General features: G+C 47.7%; 16 protein-coding genes. 11 read left to right on the top strand and 5 right to left on the bottom strand.

Annotated features, from left to right (window positions below; all coding sequences use genetic code 11):
* Positions 1 to 92: 92 nt before the first annotated feature.
* From EXU85_RS13390 to cdaA, 4 genes are all read left to right on the top strand, one after another.
* Positions 93 to 395 (top strand): hypothetical protein, encoded by a 303-nt coding sequence (locus tag EXU85_RS13390; protein ID WP_142772567.1) that lies wholly within the window; start codon positions 93 to 95, stop codon positions 393 to 395.
* Positions 396 to 406: 11 nt separating this feature from the next.
* A complete protein-coding gene (locus tag EXU85_RS13385; RefSeq protein WP_142772566.1) occupies positions 407 to 2,905 on the top strand; it encodes an Hsp70 family protein in 2,499 nt (832 codons plus the stop codon).
* Between the two features lie 15 nt (positions 2,906 to 2,920).
* Positions 2,921 to 3,805 (top strand): hypothetical protein, encoded by an 885-nt coding sequence (locus EXU85_RS13380; protein WP_142772565.1) that lies wholly within the window; start codon positions 2,921 to 2,923, stop codon positions 3,803 to 3,805.
* Positions 3,806 to 3,871: 66 nt separating this feature from the next.
* Entirely contained in the window at positions 3,872 to 4,681 is an 810-nt protein-coding gene (gene cdaA, locus EXU85_RS13375; protein WP_142772564.1) for a diadenylate cyclase CdaA, read from the top strand.
* Positions 4,682 to 4,723: 42 nt separating this feature from the next.
* Here cdaA and EXU85_RS13370 read toward each other — a convergent pair whose 3' ends face one another.
* Positions 4,724 to 5,131, bottom strand: coding sequence for a DUF4332 domain-containing protein (locus EXU85_RS13370; RefSeq protein WP_142772563.1), 408 nt, complete (start codon positions 5,129 to 5,131; stop codon positions 4,724 to 4,726).
* A gap of 62 nt (positions 5,132 to 5,193) precedes the next feature.
* Positions 5,194 to 5,370 (bottom strand): hypothetical protein, encoded by a 177-nt coding sequence (locus tag EXU85_RS35340; RefSeq protein ID WP_168207786.1) that lies wholly within the window; start codon positions 5,368 to 5,370, stop codon positions 5,194 to 5,196.
* Positions 5,371 to 5,548: 178 nt separating this feature from the next.
* On the opposite strand from EXU85_RS35340, the gene EXU85_RS13365 reads away from it, so the two are divergent.
* Together EXU85_RS13365 and EXU85_RS13360 are read left to right on the top strand one after the other, a co-directional pair.
* Positions 5,549 to 6,580, top strand: a complete 1,032-nt coding sequence (locus EXU85_RS13365; RefSeq protein WP_142772562.1) for a S1C family serine protease — start codon at positions 5,549 to 5,551, stop codon at positions 6,578 to 6,580.
* Between the two features lie 112 nt (positions 6,581 to 6,692).
* Positions 6,693 to 7,280, top strand: coding sequence for an outer membrane beta-barrel protein (locus EXU85_RS13360; RefSeq protein ID WP_142772561.1), 588 nt, complete (start codon positions 6,693 to 6,695; stop codon positions 7,278 to 7,280).
* Between the two features lie 80 nt (positions 7,281 to 7,360).
* Here the strand turns inward: EXU85_RS13360 and EXU85_RS13355 are convergent, their stop codons facing one another.
* Positions 7,361 to 8,305, bottom strand: coding sequence for a DUF2279 domain-containing protein (locus EXU85_RS13355; RefSeq protein WP_142772560.1), 945 nt, complete (start codon positions 8,303 to 8,305; stop codon positions 7,361 to 7,363).
* A 163-nt stretch (positions 8,306 to 8,468) separates the two neighbouring features.
* On the opposite strand from EXU85_RS13355, the gene EXU85_RS13350 reads away from it, so the two are divergent.
* Positions 8,469 to 10,175, top strand: coding sequence for a hypothetical protein (locus tag EXU85_RS13350; protein ID WP_142772559.1), 1,707 nt, complete (start codon positions 8,469 to 8,471; stop codon positions 10,173 to 10,175).
* A 145-nt stretch (positions 10,176 to 10,320) separates the two neighbouring features.
* Positions 10,321 to 11,853 (top strand): malate:quinone oxidoreductase, encoded by a 1,533-nt coding sequence (locus tag EXU85_RS13345; RefSeq protein ID WP_142772558.1) that lies wholly within the window; start codon positions 10,321 to 10,323, stop codon positions 11,851 to 11,853.
* 252 nt (positions 11,854 to 12,105) lie between these two features.
* Here EXU85_RS13345 and EXU85_RS13340 read toward each other — a convergent pair whose 3' ends face one another.
* Entirely contained in the window at positions 12,106 to 12,858 is a 753-nt protein-coding gene (locus EXU85_RS13340) for a LytTR family DNA-binding domain-containing protein (RefSeq protein WP_142772557.1), read from the bottom strand.
* A 161-nt stretch (positions 12,859 to 13,019) separates the two neighbouring features.
* Here EXU85_RS13340 and EXU85_RS13335 point away from each other — a divergent pair, with 161 nt between their 5' ends.
* Positions 13,020 to 13,706 carry a hypothetical protein gene (locus EXU85_RS13335; protein ID WP_142772556.1) on the top strand — a complete coding sequence of 229 codons (687 nt, stop codon included), beginning with the start codon at positions 13,020 to 13,022 and terminating at the stop codon, positions 13,704 to 13,706.
* A 110-nt stretch (positions 13,707 to 13,816) separates the two neighbouring features.
* Positions 13,817 to 15,514, top strand: coding sequence for a gamma-glutamyltransferase (gene ggt / locus EXU85_RS13330; protein ID WP_142772555.1), 1,698 nt, complete (start codon positions 13,817 to 13,819; stop codon positions 15,512 to 15,514).
* Between the two features lie 144 nt (positions 15,515 to 15,658).
* Here ggt and EXU85_RS13325 read toward each other — a convergent pair whose 3' ends face one another.
* Positions 15,659 to 16,681: a LacI family DNA-binding transcriptional regulator gene (locus EXU85_RS13325; RefSeq protein ID WP_142772554.1), complete on the bottom strand. Its 1,023-nt coding sequence runs from the start codon at positions 16,679 to 16,681 to the stop codon at positions 15,659 to 15,661.
* Positions 16,682 to 17,025: 344 nt separating this feature from the next.
* Between EXU85_RS13325 and EXU85_RS13320 the strand changes: the two genes are divergently transcribed.
* Positions 17,026 to 19,053 carry a glycoside hydrolase family 3 N-terminal domain-containing protein gene (locus EXU85_RS13320; RefSeq protein ID WP_142772553.1) on the top strand — a complete coding sequence of 676 codons (2,028 nt, stop codon included), beginning with the start codon at positions 17,026 to 17,028 and terminating at the stop codon, positions 19,051 to 19,053.
* Position 19,054: the final 1 nt, after the last annotated feature.

Here is a 19,054-nt window from a genome sequence, read left to right as displayed (position 1 = left end):
ATTTTAATTTTTTAAACCTCTGTGTTCTCTACGGTCCGCCGTTGCGGTGCCTCTGTGGTTAAAAAATATAACTTATCAATACCTAAACCCCAATGCGCCCCCTGGTTGATATTGCAAATCAAGTGCACGCCCTCGAGAAAAAGGCAGAAAAAGACAAGCAAGCGGGTAGCGGGTATAATCGCCCTCTTCAACGGATTCGGCAGGCGCTCCTTGAGTTAGGGGTAAGTTATCATAGCCCCGATGGGGAACGTTACTCCGAAACCCGTACCGACGTTGAAGCCAGTGTAGCCGGGGAGTCAACGGATAATCTGACTATTACCCAGGTCATCAAACCCATCGTCACTATAAACGGACAAATCGTTCAGGCAGGCATCGTCATTGTCGAGAGCGTGTAAATCAACTCGTCATGCAAACGATCAATTTCGGGATAGATTTAGGAACAACGAATTCGCTAATTGCCCGTTTTATGGGGGTTCAGGTAGAGGTGTTCAAAAACCCAATTGGGTTGAAAGAGACGCTACCGAGTTGCGTTGCCTTTCGTAAAGAGCGCGTATTTGTGGGCGATAAAGCCCGTGAGTGGCTATTGAAGGACCCGCTCAACGTGTTTTCGAGTTTCAAACGTAAAATGGGCACGAGCGAGACCTATCAGATTCAATCGCGTGGCGAATCCATTAGCCCCATTGACCTGTCGGCACTTGTTCTGAAAGAACTTAAGAATTTCATTCATTCGGGCGAAATCCCCCAAAGTATAGTCGTTACCATTCCCGCTAGTTTCGATACCGTTCAGAGCAACGCCACCAAACAGGCTGGTTTAGCAGCCGGTTTCCAGGAGGTGGTTTTGCTTCAGGAGCCCATTGCGGCATCCCTGGCCTATTTCAACAAGTACACGACCGAAAAGGAACGTGGGAAATGGCTGGTGTATGACCTGGGGGGTGGCACGTTCGATGTAGCCCTGATCGGTATAGAAGACAATGAAATGCGCGTTCTTGATCATCAGGGCGACAATTACCTTGGCGGCATGGACTTCGATCATAGTCTGGTAGTAGACATCCTGATACCGGAAATTAGTCGGCAAACTGGCCTGACCGACCTCGCCAGTCAGCTTCTCACGCGCGATGCCCGCTACGAAAAACTATACCACATACTTCTCCTTAAAGCGGAGGAAGCTAAGAAAGAGCTCAGCACCCGGCTGACAACGGAAATTGAAGTGACGTTCGATATGGGCGACGGAGAGGAAGTCGATCTACTGATCACCCTAGGGCGGGAGCAATTTAATGCCCTTATCCGCGACCGTATCGACGCGACTATCGAGATGCTGGAAACGATTATGGTCCGCAATAATGTAAGCACCGATGCCCTCGCTGAAATCATCCTGATTGGTGGAAGCACCTATATTCCCTACGTTAGAACAACACTTGCCGAACGAACGGGGCTACCGATCAATACCGAAGCCGATCCCACTACGGCGGTGGCGGTTGGGGCAGCTTATTTTGCGGGTAATACACCCATCCGGCAACTGGTCAAGCCCACGACTCAGGCTGCCGAAGGAGTCAATTCAATACGCATTCAGACGGGTTACAGCAAAACGACAAAAGATCTGGAAGAATACATTTCGGCAAATGTGATCAATTTCCAGGAGGGTCTCTCCTATCGAATTACACGTAATGACGGTGGTTTTGATACAGCACTACGGCCGCTTACTGCCCGTTTCGGCGAGTTCGTTGGGCTGCTTCCGAACCGGGTCAATACGTTTACAATCAGCCTTTTCGATTCCTATAACAACCCAGTAGCTGTTCAGGTCGATCCCGTTGACATTACCCACGGCTTGTTTAGTTTGTATGGCCAGCCATTACCCGAAGACATTTGCCTGGAAGTTGACGATCTACACAACAATGCAACCCGCTGCGAACTGGTGTTCAGCCGGAACAGTGTATTGCCGCTCACCAAAACAATTTACCGGGAAATTAGCCGAACGATTCGAAAAGGCTCCGACGAAAGTCTGATCATTAATCTGCTTGAAGGTGATGCAACCCAACATCCCAGCACGAATAAGAATATAGGGGTCATTGAGGTTCGGGCCGCAGATCTGCCCACGGATCTGGTGAAAGGGTCGGATGTGGAGATTAAACTAGACATGAGTGAATCCCGGGATGTGTCGGTTAGTATCCATCTGGGTATGACCGACCAGCAATTCGATGAGGTGTTTAGTCCTACCCAACGGTATGTGAGTCTAACCAAATTACGCGACGAGTTAACTGAATTACGCAGTCAGCTTGAACTGGATTTAGAGAAGGCACTACAAACGGAAGACTACGAAGCAGCCGCCCGAATTCAGGATTTGACCGACCGGGCCAGAACATTACAGCATCAGGCGAAAACATTGCAACCGGCCGCTTTCACCGACGAGAAATATCAACTCGATGAAGCCAAACGAAAACTGGCCCGGCAGCTATACACGAATGGCCCCGTCAGCAATCGGGTTCTACGTACAAAGGAGCGTTACTATACCCTTATGGAATCGCTCCAGTATTGGGCAGATACACTCCAGGAACTCTCACCAAAGGTACGCGCTGAAATTCAGCAGTTAAAAGCCGATGAACCCGAAGCCATGCGGGGGAATACGTACTTTCGGGTGGAGGCCCATCTGGCTAAATGCCGTCGGATCTACAACGACGCAGTCCTCTATACCCCCACGATATTGGTCCATTTCTTCCATTCATACGCCAGTCAGTCGCCAGATGACTATACGGACTACCAGCGGGCACAGGCTGAAATCAAACGGGGCGAAAAAGCCCTTGATCGTCAGAATTATGACGAGCTGCGGGGCGTTTTGCTCAATCTGCTCGGTCTGACTAAAAACAGTGACGTCATTGAAACTAAAATTAAAGGTACTGGACTCGGTTAATCGCTATTTTCTACAATGCCCTACCAATCACCTTTACACTTGTTAGATAGCCTGCAAATCGAGCCCAGCCAGCTCAATCCAGCAGGCCTGGTTCAGGTGCGTAAAAAAATACTGGCCGAGTTTAACTTAACACCCGACATTACCATTGCCGTAGGAAACAAACAGTACACAAAAGATGAAGCGCTGAAAGCTATTGACCAGTTGAAAGAGCTGCAGCACCTGAACGATCACGCTGCCATTTTTCAGGATAAACCTTTACTGGCCTGGCTCGAAAATCCGACAGGTGCTGAGTTTCCCATACAGTCAATCAGCGATCAGCACTGGAGCGGCCAGCAGAGCCCTTTTTTTGATGAAATTCTGGCCGATGGCCTTCAAGCGTATTGCTCTTATCTTCTGAAGCGTCGGCAATTTTCAACGATTATAGACCCGTTGGCCCTTGCTTTTTCATTACCCGATCCCTTACCGTATACGCTTCAGGAAACTATTTACGAATTTATACAAGACATCACAGCTCAACTGGAGGAAGCCCAGAAAGTACCGAACCATAGACGGGATCCAACAACCTTTGGCTATATTGTATACGATGACTGGGCTGATTTCTTAAACAGCCTCCCCAAAAGCGCTTTTTGGCATGTGGTTAATGACTACTGCGTAGCTGCGGTGAATTATACAGTGGCCGTTCAGCATTATCTGCGTGATTTTGTTTATGAAATCACCCACCAACTCGTTCGAACCAATTGTGATTCAGGCCTTAAAACGACAATTCAAAGCAATTACCAGATATACCGAGAAAACTATCACCATAAACCTGGCGCTTCTGAAACCAAATCCAGGAGCTATGGCTGGGTTATCTGGCTGGTAGTTGTTCTTATTAAGCTAGCGATCGCCTGTAGTGGCTAATGCAATAGCGTGGGTAAACCAGTAAGTTCTGTTTATCTTTAGCCCCGAAACATTCTTCACGTATTCATGCTGGCATTTCGCCTGGGATTTTTAGACATAGGCTGGTTAGACCTGCTCGATATCGGGTTGGTGGCTATTCTGATTTATCAAATTTATAACCTCGTTCGGGGAAGCGTAGCCAGCCGGGTATTTGTGGGCTATCTGCTGGTCTATCTGGCCTATTTGCTTGTAAAAGCACTGGGCTTAAACCTGATGACGACCATTCTGGAATATTTCATCAGCGTGGGTGCCCTGGCGTTGATTATTATTTTTCAGCACGAGATACGGCGTTTTTTACTGCTCATAGGTAAGTCAACGAACCTAACAAATAGTCGGCTGTTTCGTCGCTGGTTACTGCGAGATACCGACAACGTAGAAACGCAGACACCTCTGAAGCCTGTTCTGGATACCTGTAAAGCATTGAGTGGCGAATTTTCGGGCGGATTGCTCGTGCTTCAGAAAAACGATGATCTGGAGAAATTTGCGCAATCGGGCGAGGTTATCGACGCCGACATATCGAAACCACTACTACTCGCCATTTTCAGCCAATATAGCCCATTACACGACGGGGCTGTTATTATCAGTGAGGGACGGATACGAGCGGCCCGATGCATTCTGCCGGTTTCGGAAGATGATGAGTTACCGCCTTCTCTGGGGTTTCGCCACCGGGCCGCGCTGGGTATGAGCGAAGCCACAGATGCTGCCGTAATTGCGGTTTCGGAAGAGAGTGGGCGTTTGTCTCTGGCATTAAACGGCGAGCTATTCACCAACCTGAGCCAAACTGAGTTAGAAAGCCGTTTAGAAAATTATCTGCGGGAACCAGGTGTAAAGGCCTAACTTTTAGCCTAAAAAAAGGGGGCGTATGTAACACCCCCTTTCTTAGTATTCCAGCATCCTGGGCAGGTTTTTTGCCTGCTCTACAAAATCACCAATTTGTTCTACCGAAGGCGGGCGTTGGGTAAACTGCCGAACACTGTTAATTTGAATCAGTTTTGCGTGCAGATTTTCAGCTGACCGTTGAGCAAGTTCTTTTACAGTATCAACACCAGCTTCTTCCATAAGGTCGCTATAGACCCGCCCAATGCCTTTGATACGGGCTAAGTCGGCCCGATTGGCCAGTTCCAGAATAGTGGTTCCGTCAACACCACTCATAGCAGCCAGATCTTTACGATCTTTAGGCGTTTTGGTTGCTTCCAGAAGTGAATCACCATCGCTAATGCCTTGTGCCTTCAGGGCATTCAGAACGGCATCTGTGATGCCACGTAGTTCTCCTAATGTAAGGCTCATGCAGAAAAAGTAGAGGATTAGAATAAAAAGGCAGTCTGACCTTCAGACCGCTTAATACACGTTCAACGAGCAAGGTACTTCCTTCGGGTATCATTCAAAAGAAATTTCTTTTGAGCGGTAAAGCTTTCCGGATGCATGTGACCGAACTCACGCTTCCATTCACTAAATCGCGCAAATTCGCCTTGCTGGAATAAATTCGCGTCGATTTTCTTTTGACTCAGATATTCTTCAAAGGTCATACGTTAGTGCTGCCATTTTAACCGAAATTGATACAAATAAAGGCATCTTTTAGCTTTCAACGAACTCACAGCGCCTTAAAAATGACAAAATGACTGATAAACAATTGGTTTACCAATAAAAGATTATGGTGGAACAGATCGTGATGTTTAATTCAGCCTAACTGAATCAACTTTACGAATGAACACGCATTTTGTAACATTTTCCGATACGGTTTCGCAGGCTGGCGAGCCCTCTAATCAGGATGCAGCGCTGTTAGACGCCTATTCAACTACAGTAGTAAATGTAGCTAAAAAAGTAAGCCAGTCGGTCGTTCAAATTAAGGTAAGCGGCCGATCGACACCTGCAACTCCTGCCCAACGGCGCGCTCCCAATCGGGGTGATGCGGACGGTGGCTCGGGTTCTGGATTTATCATCTCAACCGATGGGTATATCATCACCAATAACCACGTTGTAGCCGGAGCCACGACGATTATGGTTTCGCTTCCCGACTCCCGAGATTATGAAGCAACACTCATTGGTCGGGATCCGGCTACGGATATTGCGGTGATAAAAATCTATGCAGATGGTCTTAAAGCCATTCGGTTTGCCGATTCGAAACAAGTACAAGTTGGGCAAATTGCCATTGCGGTAGGCAATCCGTACGGCTTCCAATACTCGCTAACAGCAGGTGTTGTAAGCGCCCTCGGCCGGACACTACGTTCAGAATCGGGCCGCTTGATTGACGACGTCATTCAGACCGATGCCTCATTGAATCCGGGCAACTCAGGGGGGCCATTAGTTAACTCGGCTGGTGATGTTATTGGCGTAAATACCGCCGTCATTCTGCCTGCCCAGGGAATTTGTTTCGCGGTATCCTCAAACCTGACTGCCTTAGTGGCCGGAAAACTCATTATGCACGGTCGTGTACGACGAGGCTACCTTGGCATTGCCGGTCAACTCATTAATCTTACAGAACGCATTAAACAGTATAACCAGCTTACAGCAAAAACGGGCGTAATGGTGGCCAGCGTAGAGCCAGACGGGGTTGCAGGCAATGGCGAATTGCTTCAGGGCGACATTATTGTTGGCTTCAATGGGCAACCTGTCACCAGTGTCGATGATCTGCACCTGCTATTAACCGATGATACCATTGGTCGCCAAATCCCGGTAAGTATACTTCGCCAAAACCGACATAAACGCATTGTGGTAACGCCAGGTGAAATAAAATAAAGCATGAGTATACCAATATAAAAAATAAAGTGACTAAATTAGATTGATTCGTCTAACTAACGTACGGTTCAAGTTGATTCGTACAGGATCATTTATTCACTTTTTATTATTTATGAAAGGTTACCTTTTTTCTTTATGCATGCTGGTGGCCCTGTCGGCTACTGCCCAGGAGTTTAAACCATTCAAAGTAAATGTGTCCCTTGGTTTCGCCAAGCCACTTGGCGTAGGCGCATCGGGAGGAGTACTGTTTGCTATTGAGCCAAAGTACGGCTTGAGCGATAATTTTGATCTGGGCCTGCGTCTGGAAACAGCTTTGGTTGCACGGAGTATCGTAAGCAATGGCAATTCTGTTACGGGCGATATTGGTGCGTTTGGCTCGTACCTGATTACGGGCAACTATTTATTCGGGACAGGCAATACCCGTCCGTTTCTGGGCGCAGGTTTAGGGGTTTACAGGGTAGCGTCGGGCGGTACCGTTACAGTTGTCGACGGTCAATCTCCTCAACAGGTCTCTCTGGTGGCCGAAACTAAGTTTGGTGGTATGATTCGGGCGGGTCTTAAGACCGGGCATTTTGTAATTGGTGTTGAATACAACGCTGTACCCACAACTTCGAATAAGCTTTCAAGCACCACCATTGACAGCAAAAATGCCTATTTAGGAATCAAACTAGGTTTCGATATCGGCGGAGGACGCCTGTAGTTTTCAAGTAAACACAGAGCCAGGGAGAACACAGAGAAAATTAATAACTCTGTGTTCTCCCTGGCTCTGTGTTTACTCTATTATTCTTTTGGTAAAATAAGTGGGTGAAATCGTACCCCTTTTACTCGATTGAACTCCAGAGACGGAGCCGGGATTTTGAAAAATTGTGCCGTGCCAATGAACCGCTGTAAGGATGGAGAGAACGTACCGATACGTGATAGATCAGCATCGGGCGAGATAAAGAACTGCCGGTAACGGGTAAATTTCACCTCGTTCCCATTCGTATCAAACGTCACCGGATTTTCGTGCCCACCAATCATACCACTGCCACTATAGCCCAGGTCCAGATTAAGCCAACGCGGAAAACCTGGCCCAACCGGTAATACCGACGCCAGATTTACGGATAGCCAATATTGTTGTCCATTATAATCTTTGAGCATCTGTTGCCCTGTCGTTTTTCCCAGCAGATTCGGTCGGTAGGGCGGAAATATTGTTTTCCGAAACCCATATTTCATACTCACCACTTGCTGTCCGGGGCCAAACTGCTGCCCCATAAAGAGAGCTGTTCCGGCAACGTTGGCAAACATATCTCCCTTCGAAAAACCCCAGCCTTCGGCGTGTCCATCGTAGACTTCAAGAGTTGTCTGAAACAGCAAGGCCAGTAACCCACCTGTCAGGATACTGGCTCGCTCATCGACACCACTCCAGCGCATTAGCTCATAGCCCCCCCGACTCATGCAGTAAGCCGTTGCGGCATGTCCCACCTTATCCATCTGGAGCCATTCGCCATTGTCATTAAAGGTATGAAAGGGTACTTTTTTCTTGTACCATTGTTTACGTAGCATGAGCAGCGTAATGGTGTAAAAAGCGGCTGTACCAACCAGCACACCAATAAATCGCCCCTGATTAATCCCTGACGGATCAGGCATAGCGGGTGCGATGGGTACTGATTGTGCCTGAATGGACTGGCTGAGCAATAGGATACACAAGCAAAGCAATCCTATACGCCGAATCGGGTCTTTCATTCGTCAAAAGTACCCAACCCGTTTTATTTTTTGACAGGGTTTTCCGGATGAACAGGATTTTTAACGACAAGCAATCCTATTCATCCCATGTCGGCCCAGCTGTAATCCTGTCAAAAAGCCTTTTCCGCGTAACTTGCCATTAAATTACTGACAATCCCTATTCATGAATCTCGTCCCTTCTCCTCCCCTCACCCGCGCTCAGGAGTCGCGCGTTGCCATTGAACGATTATACATAACCATGCGGCATTTGTTCAACCGGGGATTTTACAAACCATCGGGCGTATCGGGTGAAGAAATTCGCCGTGCCCTGCTTACGCTTCAACCCGAAATTTATGGGCTGGTTGGCGACCCGCAACGCGTTGAACTGGATGGTCTCGTTTATGTAATGGACCGACTTCCGAAAGGTATCGAAGCGTGTCGGGTTATTTCGCTGGCTTCTCGCGAAGGCTTCGAGCATTCTCATTTCCCGGTTCTGGTACCGGCCAAACGCCGTCGAAACTGTTACCGTATCGACAGTGAACAGATGGTGATCGAGGTAACGAATGGCCGAAGTGAAATCTATGACATCCTAACGCACCTGACGTTTATGTTCATGGAGGCCGATAAAATTCGTCGAAATGCCTTTCAGGAACGGGGCAGCCGAACGCGGGAATGGGAGAAACTGGAAGCCATCGTACAATCTGGGGGAACCGTCAATGACGACGAGCGCGAATTGGCACTTATGTACCTAAGTTCTATTCTAGGCCGAACCTTTGAAGAAACTCAGCAGGCCTATCGTCGGTTTGAGGAAACCGCGGGGACCAACAACGGACTATTTCAGATTGTATACGGCTTAGGCAGCGTGTCGATTAAGGAAATTGGTGAGCCAAAACTAGGCCGTGAAATCAATTTTACGCCGATGCTCCGTGAGCGCATTGGCCAGCACCTATATGGCGAACGCTGGGCTACACGCCTGAAACAATACATCTGGGAACATAACCTACAGGATCGGCCGATTCATATTATCAGTGCTAACCCGCACAGTGTAATGAATTGCCTGTACGCACCTGCGGCCTTAGTGGACACCACCACCTGGGATAACCTCTACGACCTGGCCTTAAAACTAAGTCAACCTGCCCAACGGGAACTACGCCAACGGGTCACGGAGTACGCAACAGAACACGGTTTGCACGTACTGGAAGATCTGGCCGGCACCAGTCTGCTGGTACAATTGATTGACACCGCTCGCCTGGATACGACCCAGTTATCGGCCGAGATTGCTCATGACCCAGCGCATATTCAGGCGACTCAACCTCTGTTGCTGGTCATGGATTACGCCTTTGGCGAGCAGGCGTTTGAAACAATGGACGAGTTGCTGAAACCCTTCGAATACAATGAGCAAACGGTTCCACTGAACGTAGCGTCGATTTCAGTGATCGGGAAAGCAGGCATCCTGACTGGCGAGAAAGGCGACCTGATGATTCCAACAGCACACATCTTTGAAGGTACAGCCGACAATTATCCGCTCGACAACGATTTTACCAAAGCGGACTTTGAAGGACATGGCATTGATGTGTACGAAGGCGCTATGATTACGGTACTGGGCACCTCGCTGCAAAACAAAGATGTTCTTAACTACTTCTGCAAATCGTCCTGGAAAGCCATTGGCCTGGAAATGGAAGGTGCTCATTATCAGAAAGCAATTCAGGCACAGTCGAAAATACGGGGGAGTGTTCCGGCCAGTATTAAGGTTCGGTATGCTTATTATGCCTCTGACAACCCACTGCTTACGGGGGCTACGCTGGCATCGGGCAGCCTGGGCACATTGGGCGTAAAACCCACGTATTTGATCACCGTTAAATGTTTAGAAAAGATCTTTCAGGCAGATTAATTGTCATTAAATGGTCGTGCTTGATGTGTATTTCTCGATGTAGTCGACTATGCTAACGACAATAAATGACTATAAATGGCAACCAAATAACAACGAATGACGTTTTTGATAGCTATATACGAATACATACCTGCCTATTTATATCATGGCGAAACGAAAAAAATCTACTGAAAAAGGCCCCGATGTCATCTTAATTGGCGCCGGTATTATGAGTGCAACGTTGGGCGTATTGCTGAAAGAACTGCAACCCGACCTGACAATTGAAATTTATGAACGGCTGGACAGCGCAGCCGCTGAGAGCTCTGATGCCTGGAACAATGCGGGTACTGGGCACTCGGCTTTCTGCGAACTCAACTACACGCCCGAAAAAGAGGATGGCTCTATCGACCCTTCGAAAGCGATTAAAATTGCGGAGTCATTCGAACAGTCAAAGCAATTCTGGGCCTATCTGATTCAACAGGGGTTTCTGCACGATGCCCCTAATTTCATTCGGTCTATTCCGCATATGAGTTTTGTGTGGGGTACTGACAATGTGGACTATCTCCGCAAACGGTACGACGCCCTCCAGCAAAATTACCTCTTCCACGGCATGCAGTATTCCGAAGATCCGGCCCAACTAGCCGATTGGATGCCGCTGGTGATGGAAGACCGCGATCCTGCACAACCTGTAGCCGCAACGCGTATGGATATTGGCACCGATGTGAACTTTGGCGCACTAACCCGCGCTATGTTCCGCCGGTTGTCTGACATGCCGGGCGTGCGTTTGTATTTCGCTCATGAAGTTCGCGATTTATGGCGATCCAAAAGCCTGGGTGGCTGGAAGCTAAGAGTTGAGAATGTAACAACAAATCAGGAGCGTGAAATCCAAACGGATTTTCTGTTTATTGGCGCAGGTGGCGGTTCACTCCGTTTACTCGAGAAGTCCGACATTCCCGAAAGTCGGGGATTTGGCGGGTTCCCGGTAAGCGGACAATGGCTCAAGTGCGTCAATCGGGAGGTTGTTGAACGGCATCAGGCAAAAGTGTATGGCAAAGCCTCTGTTGGTGCACCCCCCATGTCGGTACCGCACCTGGACACCCGTATGATTGATGGCAAACGCGAATTGCTGTTTGGCCCTTACGCTGGTTTTTCAACCAAATTCCTGAAAAGTGGGTCGTATATGGACTTGCCCAAGTCCATTCAGTTGAGCAACATGGCTCCCATGTTGATGGCGGGCTTGCACAACGTTCCGTTAACGCGTTACCTTATTCAGCAGGTTATGCAGTCGCCGGAAGATCGGTTGAATGCGTTGCGGGAATATTACCCTGATGCCAAGCTAGAAGACTGGGAATTGGAGATAGCCGGTCAGCGGGTTCAGGTCATCAAAAAAGATGAGCAGGAAGGGGGCGTACTGGAATTTGGCACCGAAGTCGTAAGTGCGGCCGATGGTAGTATAGCAGCCTTGTTGGGTGCATCGCCCGGTGCTTCAACCGCCGTTTCGATTATGCTTGACTTACTAAAACGTTGCTACCCGGAGAAACTGGAAACCGAAGCCTGGCAGCAAAAGCTCAAAGAAATGATTCCATCTTATGGGCAGGTATTAGCCAATAACCCTGAGCTTGGGCAGGAACTTAGAAAACAAACAAGTGAGGTGTTAGGACTGGGTTCCTATGAATTCACGCCCGCCGAAAACCACTAGGCTTATTAGTAAAATGGACAATGAATAATGGGTAATGAATAATTCGCAATTACGTGGATAGTTATCCATTATTCATTATTCATTATTCATTATTCATTATTCATTATTCATTATTCATTATTCATTATTCATTATTCATTATTCATTATTCATTATTCATTATTCATTATTCATTATTCATTATTCATTATTCATTATTCATTATTCATTATTCATTATTCATTATTCATTATTCATTAATTTAATCAACGACTACTCTCCGGCAAATTGCTCAGCTACGTATCGCTTGTATACTTTCCCGATCCGTAACTCTTTAGTGCCAATCCAGATGGCATCTGCATCCTTCCGATCAATATGGGTTCTATTTATGATCGCTGATCGACTAATTCGAATAAACTGACGCTTTGGTAATCGTTCCTCTGCTTCTTTCAGGGTCAATCGAGTAACGTAGACTTTCTGATTTGTAAAAATCTTCAGGTAGTTTTCCAGGCTTTCTACGTACAGAATGTCCGCACAGGCAATTGTCTGGCGGGCACCATCAACCATACAGGAAAAATAGCCTGTCTCCTCAGGTATCGTAGGCGCTGAGGGAGGTAGACTTTGGCTGATCATAGTAGGTGCACTCAGGTAGCGATACGTGATATACACGCCCAAACCCGTTACGGTATACACCCAGAAGTTGACAATAAAGGGTAGCGAACGGGTAATGTCGAATTGGGTATACAACACAAAATTCATGTTGAATGACCCCAGCACCATTAGTACCAATAACCAGCCGAAGTAAACGGCTTTTTTGTCGTGCAGAAACAAGCGCTCGAACAGAATCCGGTTATGAAATACGATCCAGCCATAGAGCAACAGCAGGTATAAATAAGGCGATACTTTTGAAAAGCCAGGGCGATGGTCAATGGCATTCCAGTCCGTAATGAAATGAACAGCCAGTAGCGCACCCAGCCCTACCAGGTTTCGAATAATGAAATGATCCAGAAGCCGTGGACGTTGCATACGGCAAGTTACGACCTGGAATTAGTACCACCATCCAGTACGTGACGAAAGGCGTTTGTCACAGCCAATAGCATCTGGTCACGTTTATCGGATCGGGATAAATTTCCCTACCCAATTTTGGAGACGCACCGGTCAGCACTAAAATCCGGGCGTGCTTCCCCATGCATACGCTTCATTCGGTTAACGTTGTTCTTCATGTACTTTTCGGGACTATTGGGCTAATCCTGGGCGTATTTGTCCTGTTTTATCAAAACCGCCCTCGTCAACATACGCGTTACGGACGCTACTTTATGTATTGCCTGATCGTTGTTGTTGCCACGGCTTTTTTCGGTATTCTCTTCTTTCGGTCAAATCCATTCTTGCTCATTTTAACGCTATTAGGCGGCTATGTAGGTTATTCCGGTTACCGCGCTGTCCGGCTCCGTGAGCAACGAACGTCCAATTTCGACATGCTGCTAGCCATAAGTGTGCTCATGGCGGGTGGTCTGTATCTACGATCCATGCAGTTAGCAGGAGGGAACTGGTCGCCAGCGGTTGTTTATCCAACTCTATCGGCACTTGTTCTGGTAGCGGGGTATGATCTTGTCAAACATTTCTGGCTTTATCACAAACTCAAAACCTGGTGGCTTTACGAACATATTTATAAGATGATGTCGGCTTACAGTGCCCTTGCCTCAGCCTTTTCAGGTACTGTATTATCCCAGTTTAAACCCTATAGCCAGATTCTGCCGAGCGTTGTTTGCGTAAGCGCAATTGTGTATTTCATCTGGCGGCAAGCGCGAAAAAGAGCTTTTCTAACCGCAAAGGTCGCAAAGACATTCGCAAAGAACGCGGATAGTATCACTTAGCGCTTTTGCGTCTTACCCTTTGCGGTTAGAAAATTTATGAGCGTTTCGTTAACTTGTGCCACGGTGTAACAACTGTGGCACAACCATTTAGAACTTCATACAACCTCTTCATGAAAAAGCTCTTCCTCCTCCCCTGCCTTCTCACGAGCCTGCTCTCGCCAACATTTGCCCAGGATCGGCTAATGGGTAAATCCTTTGCAAACCGGTCTGTTGTGATGGCCCAACACGGCATGGCCTGCACCTCGCACCCTCTGTCTACGCAGGCAGCTATTGACGTGCTGCGCTCAGGTGGCAATGCCATCGATGCCGCTATTGCGGCCAATGCCATGGAAGGACTGGTGGAACCTCATGTAAACGGTATTGGGGGCGATCTGTTTGCCATTGTCTGGGATGCCAAAACCAGGAAATTATACGGCTTGAATGCATCTGGCCGCTCTCCCTACAGCCTCACGCTGGCCGAATTCAAAAAACGCGGTCTGACACATATTCCGTCTGACGGTCCGTTGCCCGTTTCGACGCCGGGCTGCGTAGATGGCTGGTTTGAGTTACACAAACGGTTTGGCAAAACACCCATGCCCAAAATTCTATCGCATGCCATTCGCTACGCACGGGAAGGATATCCGGTTCACGACGAAGCGTCTTTTTACTGGACATCTATGGTTAACCGGTTTGGTAAATACCCAAATGTAAAGGAGACGTATGCTCCCAACGGGGCAGCACCGAAACGGGGAGAAATCTTTAAAAATCCAGCCCTTGCCAATACACTGGAAAAAATTGCGAAGGGTGGCCGCGATGCGTTTTATAAAGGCGAGATTGCCCAAACCATCGATGCCTTCATGAAAAAAGTAGGTGGCTACCTCAGCGCAAAAGATTTAGCGGATCATACCTCCGAATGGGTTGAACCCGTTTCAACCAACTATCGGGGATACGACGTTTGGGAATTGCCGCCCAACAGCCAGGGAATTGCTACGTTACAAATGCTGAATCTGCTGGAACCCTACGATTTCTCGAAAGTAGCCTGGGGCAGCCCTGAACATATCCATCAGTTTGTGGAAGCTAAAAAGCTCGCGTTTGAAGATCGGGCCAAATACTATGCCGATCCAGCGTTTGCCAAAATCCCCGTCAATGAGCTAATCAGCAAATCCTATGCAGCCGAACGGCGCAAACTCATCGATGCCAATCGGGCGGCCAGCCGTGTGGAAGCGGGCAATCCGGCACTCCGGCAGGGCGACACCATCTACCTGACCGTAGCCGATGAAGAAGGCAACATGGTTTCGCTGATTCAAAGCAACTATCGCGGCTTTGGCTCCGGTATGGTGGCTGATGGCCTCGGCTTTATGTTTCAGGATCGGGGTGAACTCTATAGCCTGACCGAAGGGCAAAACAATACGTTTGAACCGCACAAACGTCCTTTCCAGACAATTATTCCCGCTTTTGTGACAAAGGACGGCCAACCTTTTATGAGTTTCGGGGTCATGGGTGGAAGTTTTCAGCCGCTGGGTCACGTTCAGATCATCATGAATATGATCGACTTCGGCATGAACCCCCAGGAAGCGGGCGACGCTCCCCGAATTGACCATCAGGGTTCTTCGGAGCCAACGGGCGAGAAAATGGTCGACGCTGGACAAATTACACTGGAGTCGGGTTACCCCTACGAAACCATCCGGGACCTGATGCGCAAAGGGCATAAAATAGGCTACGGACTGGGGGGCTATGGCGGCTATCAGGCTATTATGTACGACGCCAAAAACAAAGTCTACCACGGCGCTACCGAATCCCGGAAAGATGGGCAGGCTGCCGGGTTTTAATTTTTGTTTTTCTGTAATTCCCATGTCGATGTGTTGGCGGTTACTTCTAACCGCCACTATAGGTTTCTCAAAACCTACTGGTGCGATCCGTAGGTTTTGAGAAACCTATCATGTCAGCTTTAAGAAGCTGACATCACAAAGACGCTATAATGCTTTTCGCAACGAAGATTTTCGTGCCATTAAGCTGGTTTTCAATACATTACTAATTGGTGCCGAGTAATTTCCTGGATTTTTGATCAGATTAATCAATAACTCCGCGGCTGATCGTCCCATCTCGAAGGCAGGTTGCGCTACTGAACTTAAGGGTGGATTTAACAAGGCGGAGATCGGCAGGTCCGAAAAACCGATTAGCGCAATGTCGTCTGGCATCGACAAGCCTGCTTCAATGATTGCCGCATGACAGCCAATGGCAATGTTATCACTGGAGGCAAAAATACCATCGGGGAGTTCAGGCTTTGCCAATAACCTACGGGTAACCTCCAGCGAACTAGTTCCGTTATAGACTGATGAAACGACCCACTCATCTTTAATAGGTCTGCCATAATCCAGCAAGGCGGCACGATAACCATGTAAACGTCGACGGCTAATCAGCAGATGTTCGGGGCCCGATACGTGCGCAATTCGTTCACATCCCTGCTTGATAAGGTGCTCAGTAGCGGTATAGGCACCTTCAAAATCATCGACTAAGACCTTGTGCGTGTCGATCTCTTCACAAATCCGATCAAAAAACACAATGGGAAATCCTCGATCATGCAGGTTTCTGAAATGCGAATAGTCGGTTGTTGACGTGGCAATTGATACTAAAAGCCCATCTTTCCGACGGTTGGCTATGTGTTTTACGTTTAAGACCTCCCGTTCGTAATCTTCGTGACTTTGATAGATGACAACATGGTAACCCTGTGCAAACGCGACATCTTCAATTCCGGCAATCACAATCGCGAAAAATGGGTTAGCAATTTCTGGCACGATAACGCCAATGTCGTGACTCTGACTGCTCAGTAAGCTGAGCGCTACCGGATTTGGATTATAATCAAGCTGCTGAGCCAGGTCGAGCACACGCTTTTTCGTGTCAACCCCAATCTCTGAACTATCTCGTAAGGCTCTCGATACTGTAGATGTCGAGAGATTCAATTCGCGCGCAAGATCTTTTATCGTAATCGTCTTCATAAGCCAGAAATAGCAAAATAATTATATTTTAACCAGTACTTATCTATTGAATTATAACTACTCAAATTCATGGTTATTAGCCTTACACTTATATTTTCCATAGAAAAATATAAAATTTTGCAAGTTTACGCAAAGGTTCCCGAAAGCGTTTGCGTAAACTTTCTCTAATTTTCCCGAGAAAAATGTTGGAATCCCGAATGGATGAGGCTAAACTTAGTCAATCATTACTGTAGCAGCGACAATATGGTAAAGGGCTATATCTTGATTTTTTACTATAAAGGATAAAGCCGAACAGACCACAATGAATGACCTTTCCCCTTAACCAACTTAACCTACTGTATCTTATGAATCTTAGTAGACCATCGTTTACTTTTACGCTCCTTGCCCTGGTGCTATTACAGACAGCCACGAGCGTACTTGCCCAGAAACTAACCCAGCCTCAGCTAGGCTATCGGTCTGTCAAGACGTTAACAAATAAGGGGTTATCCTTTAAAGACCTGAATAAAAACGGAAAACTTGATACTTATGAAGACTGGCGTTTACCAGTCGAACAACGAGTCCAGGACTTGATTAGCCAGATGACCCTTGAGGAAAAAGTAGGCTTCATGCTCATCAGCACAACCCGGCTGGCGGGCGATGCATCGTTTCAACAAGGTGCGCCAAAATCAGAGATCACCAGCGGTTTTAATGAAGAAGATCTGGTACAGAACACGAACATGTTCACCCGAAAGCCACTGCCCTACCCCATGATGATGGCCGCTGGAACTACCAAAGGCGTGATGAAGAACCAACTGCGCCATTTCATTTTACGGGCAAACACATCAGCCAAAATCATGGCCGACTGGAGTAACAACTTACAGGCTCTTTGCGAAAGCTCCCGGCTAGGCATTCCAGCAATTGTGGCCTCTAATCCACGCAACCATATTACAGCCGATGCCTCCATCGGCCTCAGTGTAGGCACGACGGTTTTCTCGAAATGGCCCGGTGAACTTGGCTTGTCTGCCATGCATGACCTGAAACTCACCCGTGAGTTTGCCGATATTGCCCGGCAGGAATGGGCGGCCGTTGGACTACGGAAAGGCTATCAGTATATGGCTGATTTAGCGACTGAACCTCGTTGGCAACGTATTGAAGGCACGTTTGGTGAAGACGCCGATTGGGTTGCCAGCATGACCCGCGAAGTTGTGCTAGGGTTTCAGGGACCTAAACTGGGCATCCATTCGGTGGGCTTAACGACCAAGCATTTTCCCGGTGGTGGACCACAGGTTGAAGGGCAGGACCCACATTTCGATTGGGGGAAGGATCAGCATTATCCCGGTAACCGATTCGATTATCACCTAAAACCCTTCCAGGCGGCCATTGATGCAGGTACATCGGCCATTATGCCCTATTATGCCAAGCCAATTGGTACCAAGTATGAAGAGATTGCCTTTATCTATAACAAAGCGATTATCAAGGACTTACTTCGTGACAAAATGGGCTTTCAGGGCATTATCAATTCCGACACCGGCCCTATTGAAATGATGCCCTGGGGTGTTGAACAGCTCTCTATCCTGGAACGCTACCAGAAAGCCATCGACTGTGGAGTGGATCTATTCTCCGGTTCGGGCGACCCATCACTTTTGCTCGAAACGGTAAAAAAAGGGCTCGTAACCGAGAAGCGAATCAATGAATCCATTGCCCGTTTGCTACGGGAAAAATTTAGTTTGGGCCTGTTTGAAAATCCTTACGTTGATCCTGAGTTAGCGGAGAAAACCGTTGGTAAAACCGCCTTTCAGGAGCGGGCTGATTTAGCCATGCGCAAATCCATTGTGCTGTTACGCAACTCCGCAAAGCTCCTTCCGCTGGCTCCCAAGACGAAAGTCTACATGGAGTCTTACTTTGATAATGGTCGGACAAAAGAGCCTGTTACAGTGATTAAACCAACTACGAACACCGGTACGCTTCAGTTTGTAGCAACTAAAGAAGAAGCTGACGTTGTTGTTCTTTGGCTTATGCCGAACGGAGGTAGTTTGTTTAGTTCTGCCGGCGCACCGATTGAACTTCAGTTATCAAAAAACAAGGTCGATGTAGGACATGTAAACGGCCTGACGAGCCAAAAGCCAACTGTAGTACTCATCAATTACACCAGTCCATGGGTAATTGATGAGATTGATAATCCAAATGTAAAAACCGTACTTGCTACCTTTGGCACCACAACCGATGCCGTACTGGACGTATTGAGTGGCAAGTTTAACCCAACCGGGAAAATGCCATTTACAACACCCGTATCCCGACAGGCTGTCCTGGATAATCAATCCGATGTACCAGGACACTTAAAACCAAAGGGTTATGCGCTTTTCACCTTCGGCGACGGATTGAGTTACCCTTAAT

The organism is Spirosoma sp. KCTC 42546, from assembly GCF_006965485.1.
Lineage (GTDB): Bacteria > Bacteroidota > Bacteroidia > Cytophagales > Spirosomataceae > Spirosoma.
The sequence above is the reverse complement of the archived record's forward strand: the minus strand, read 5'-3'. Positions and strand labels throughout refer to the sequence as shown.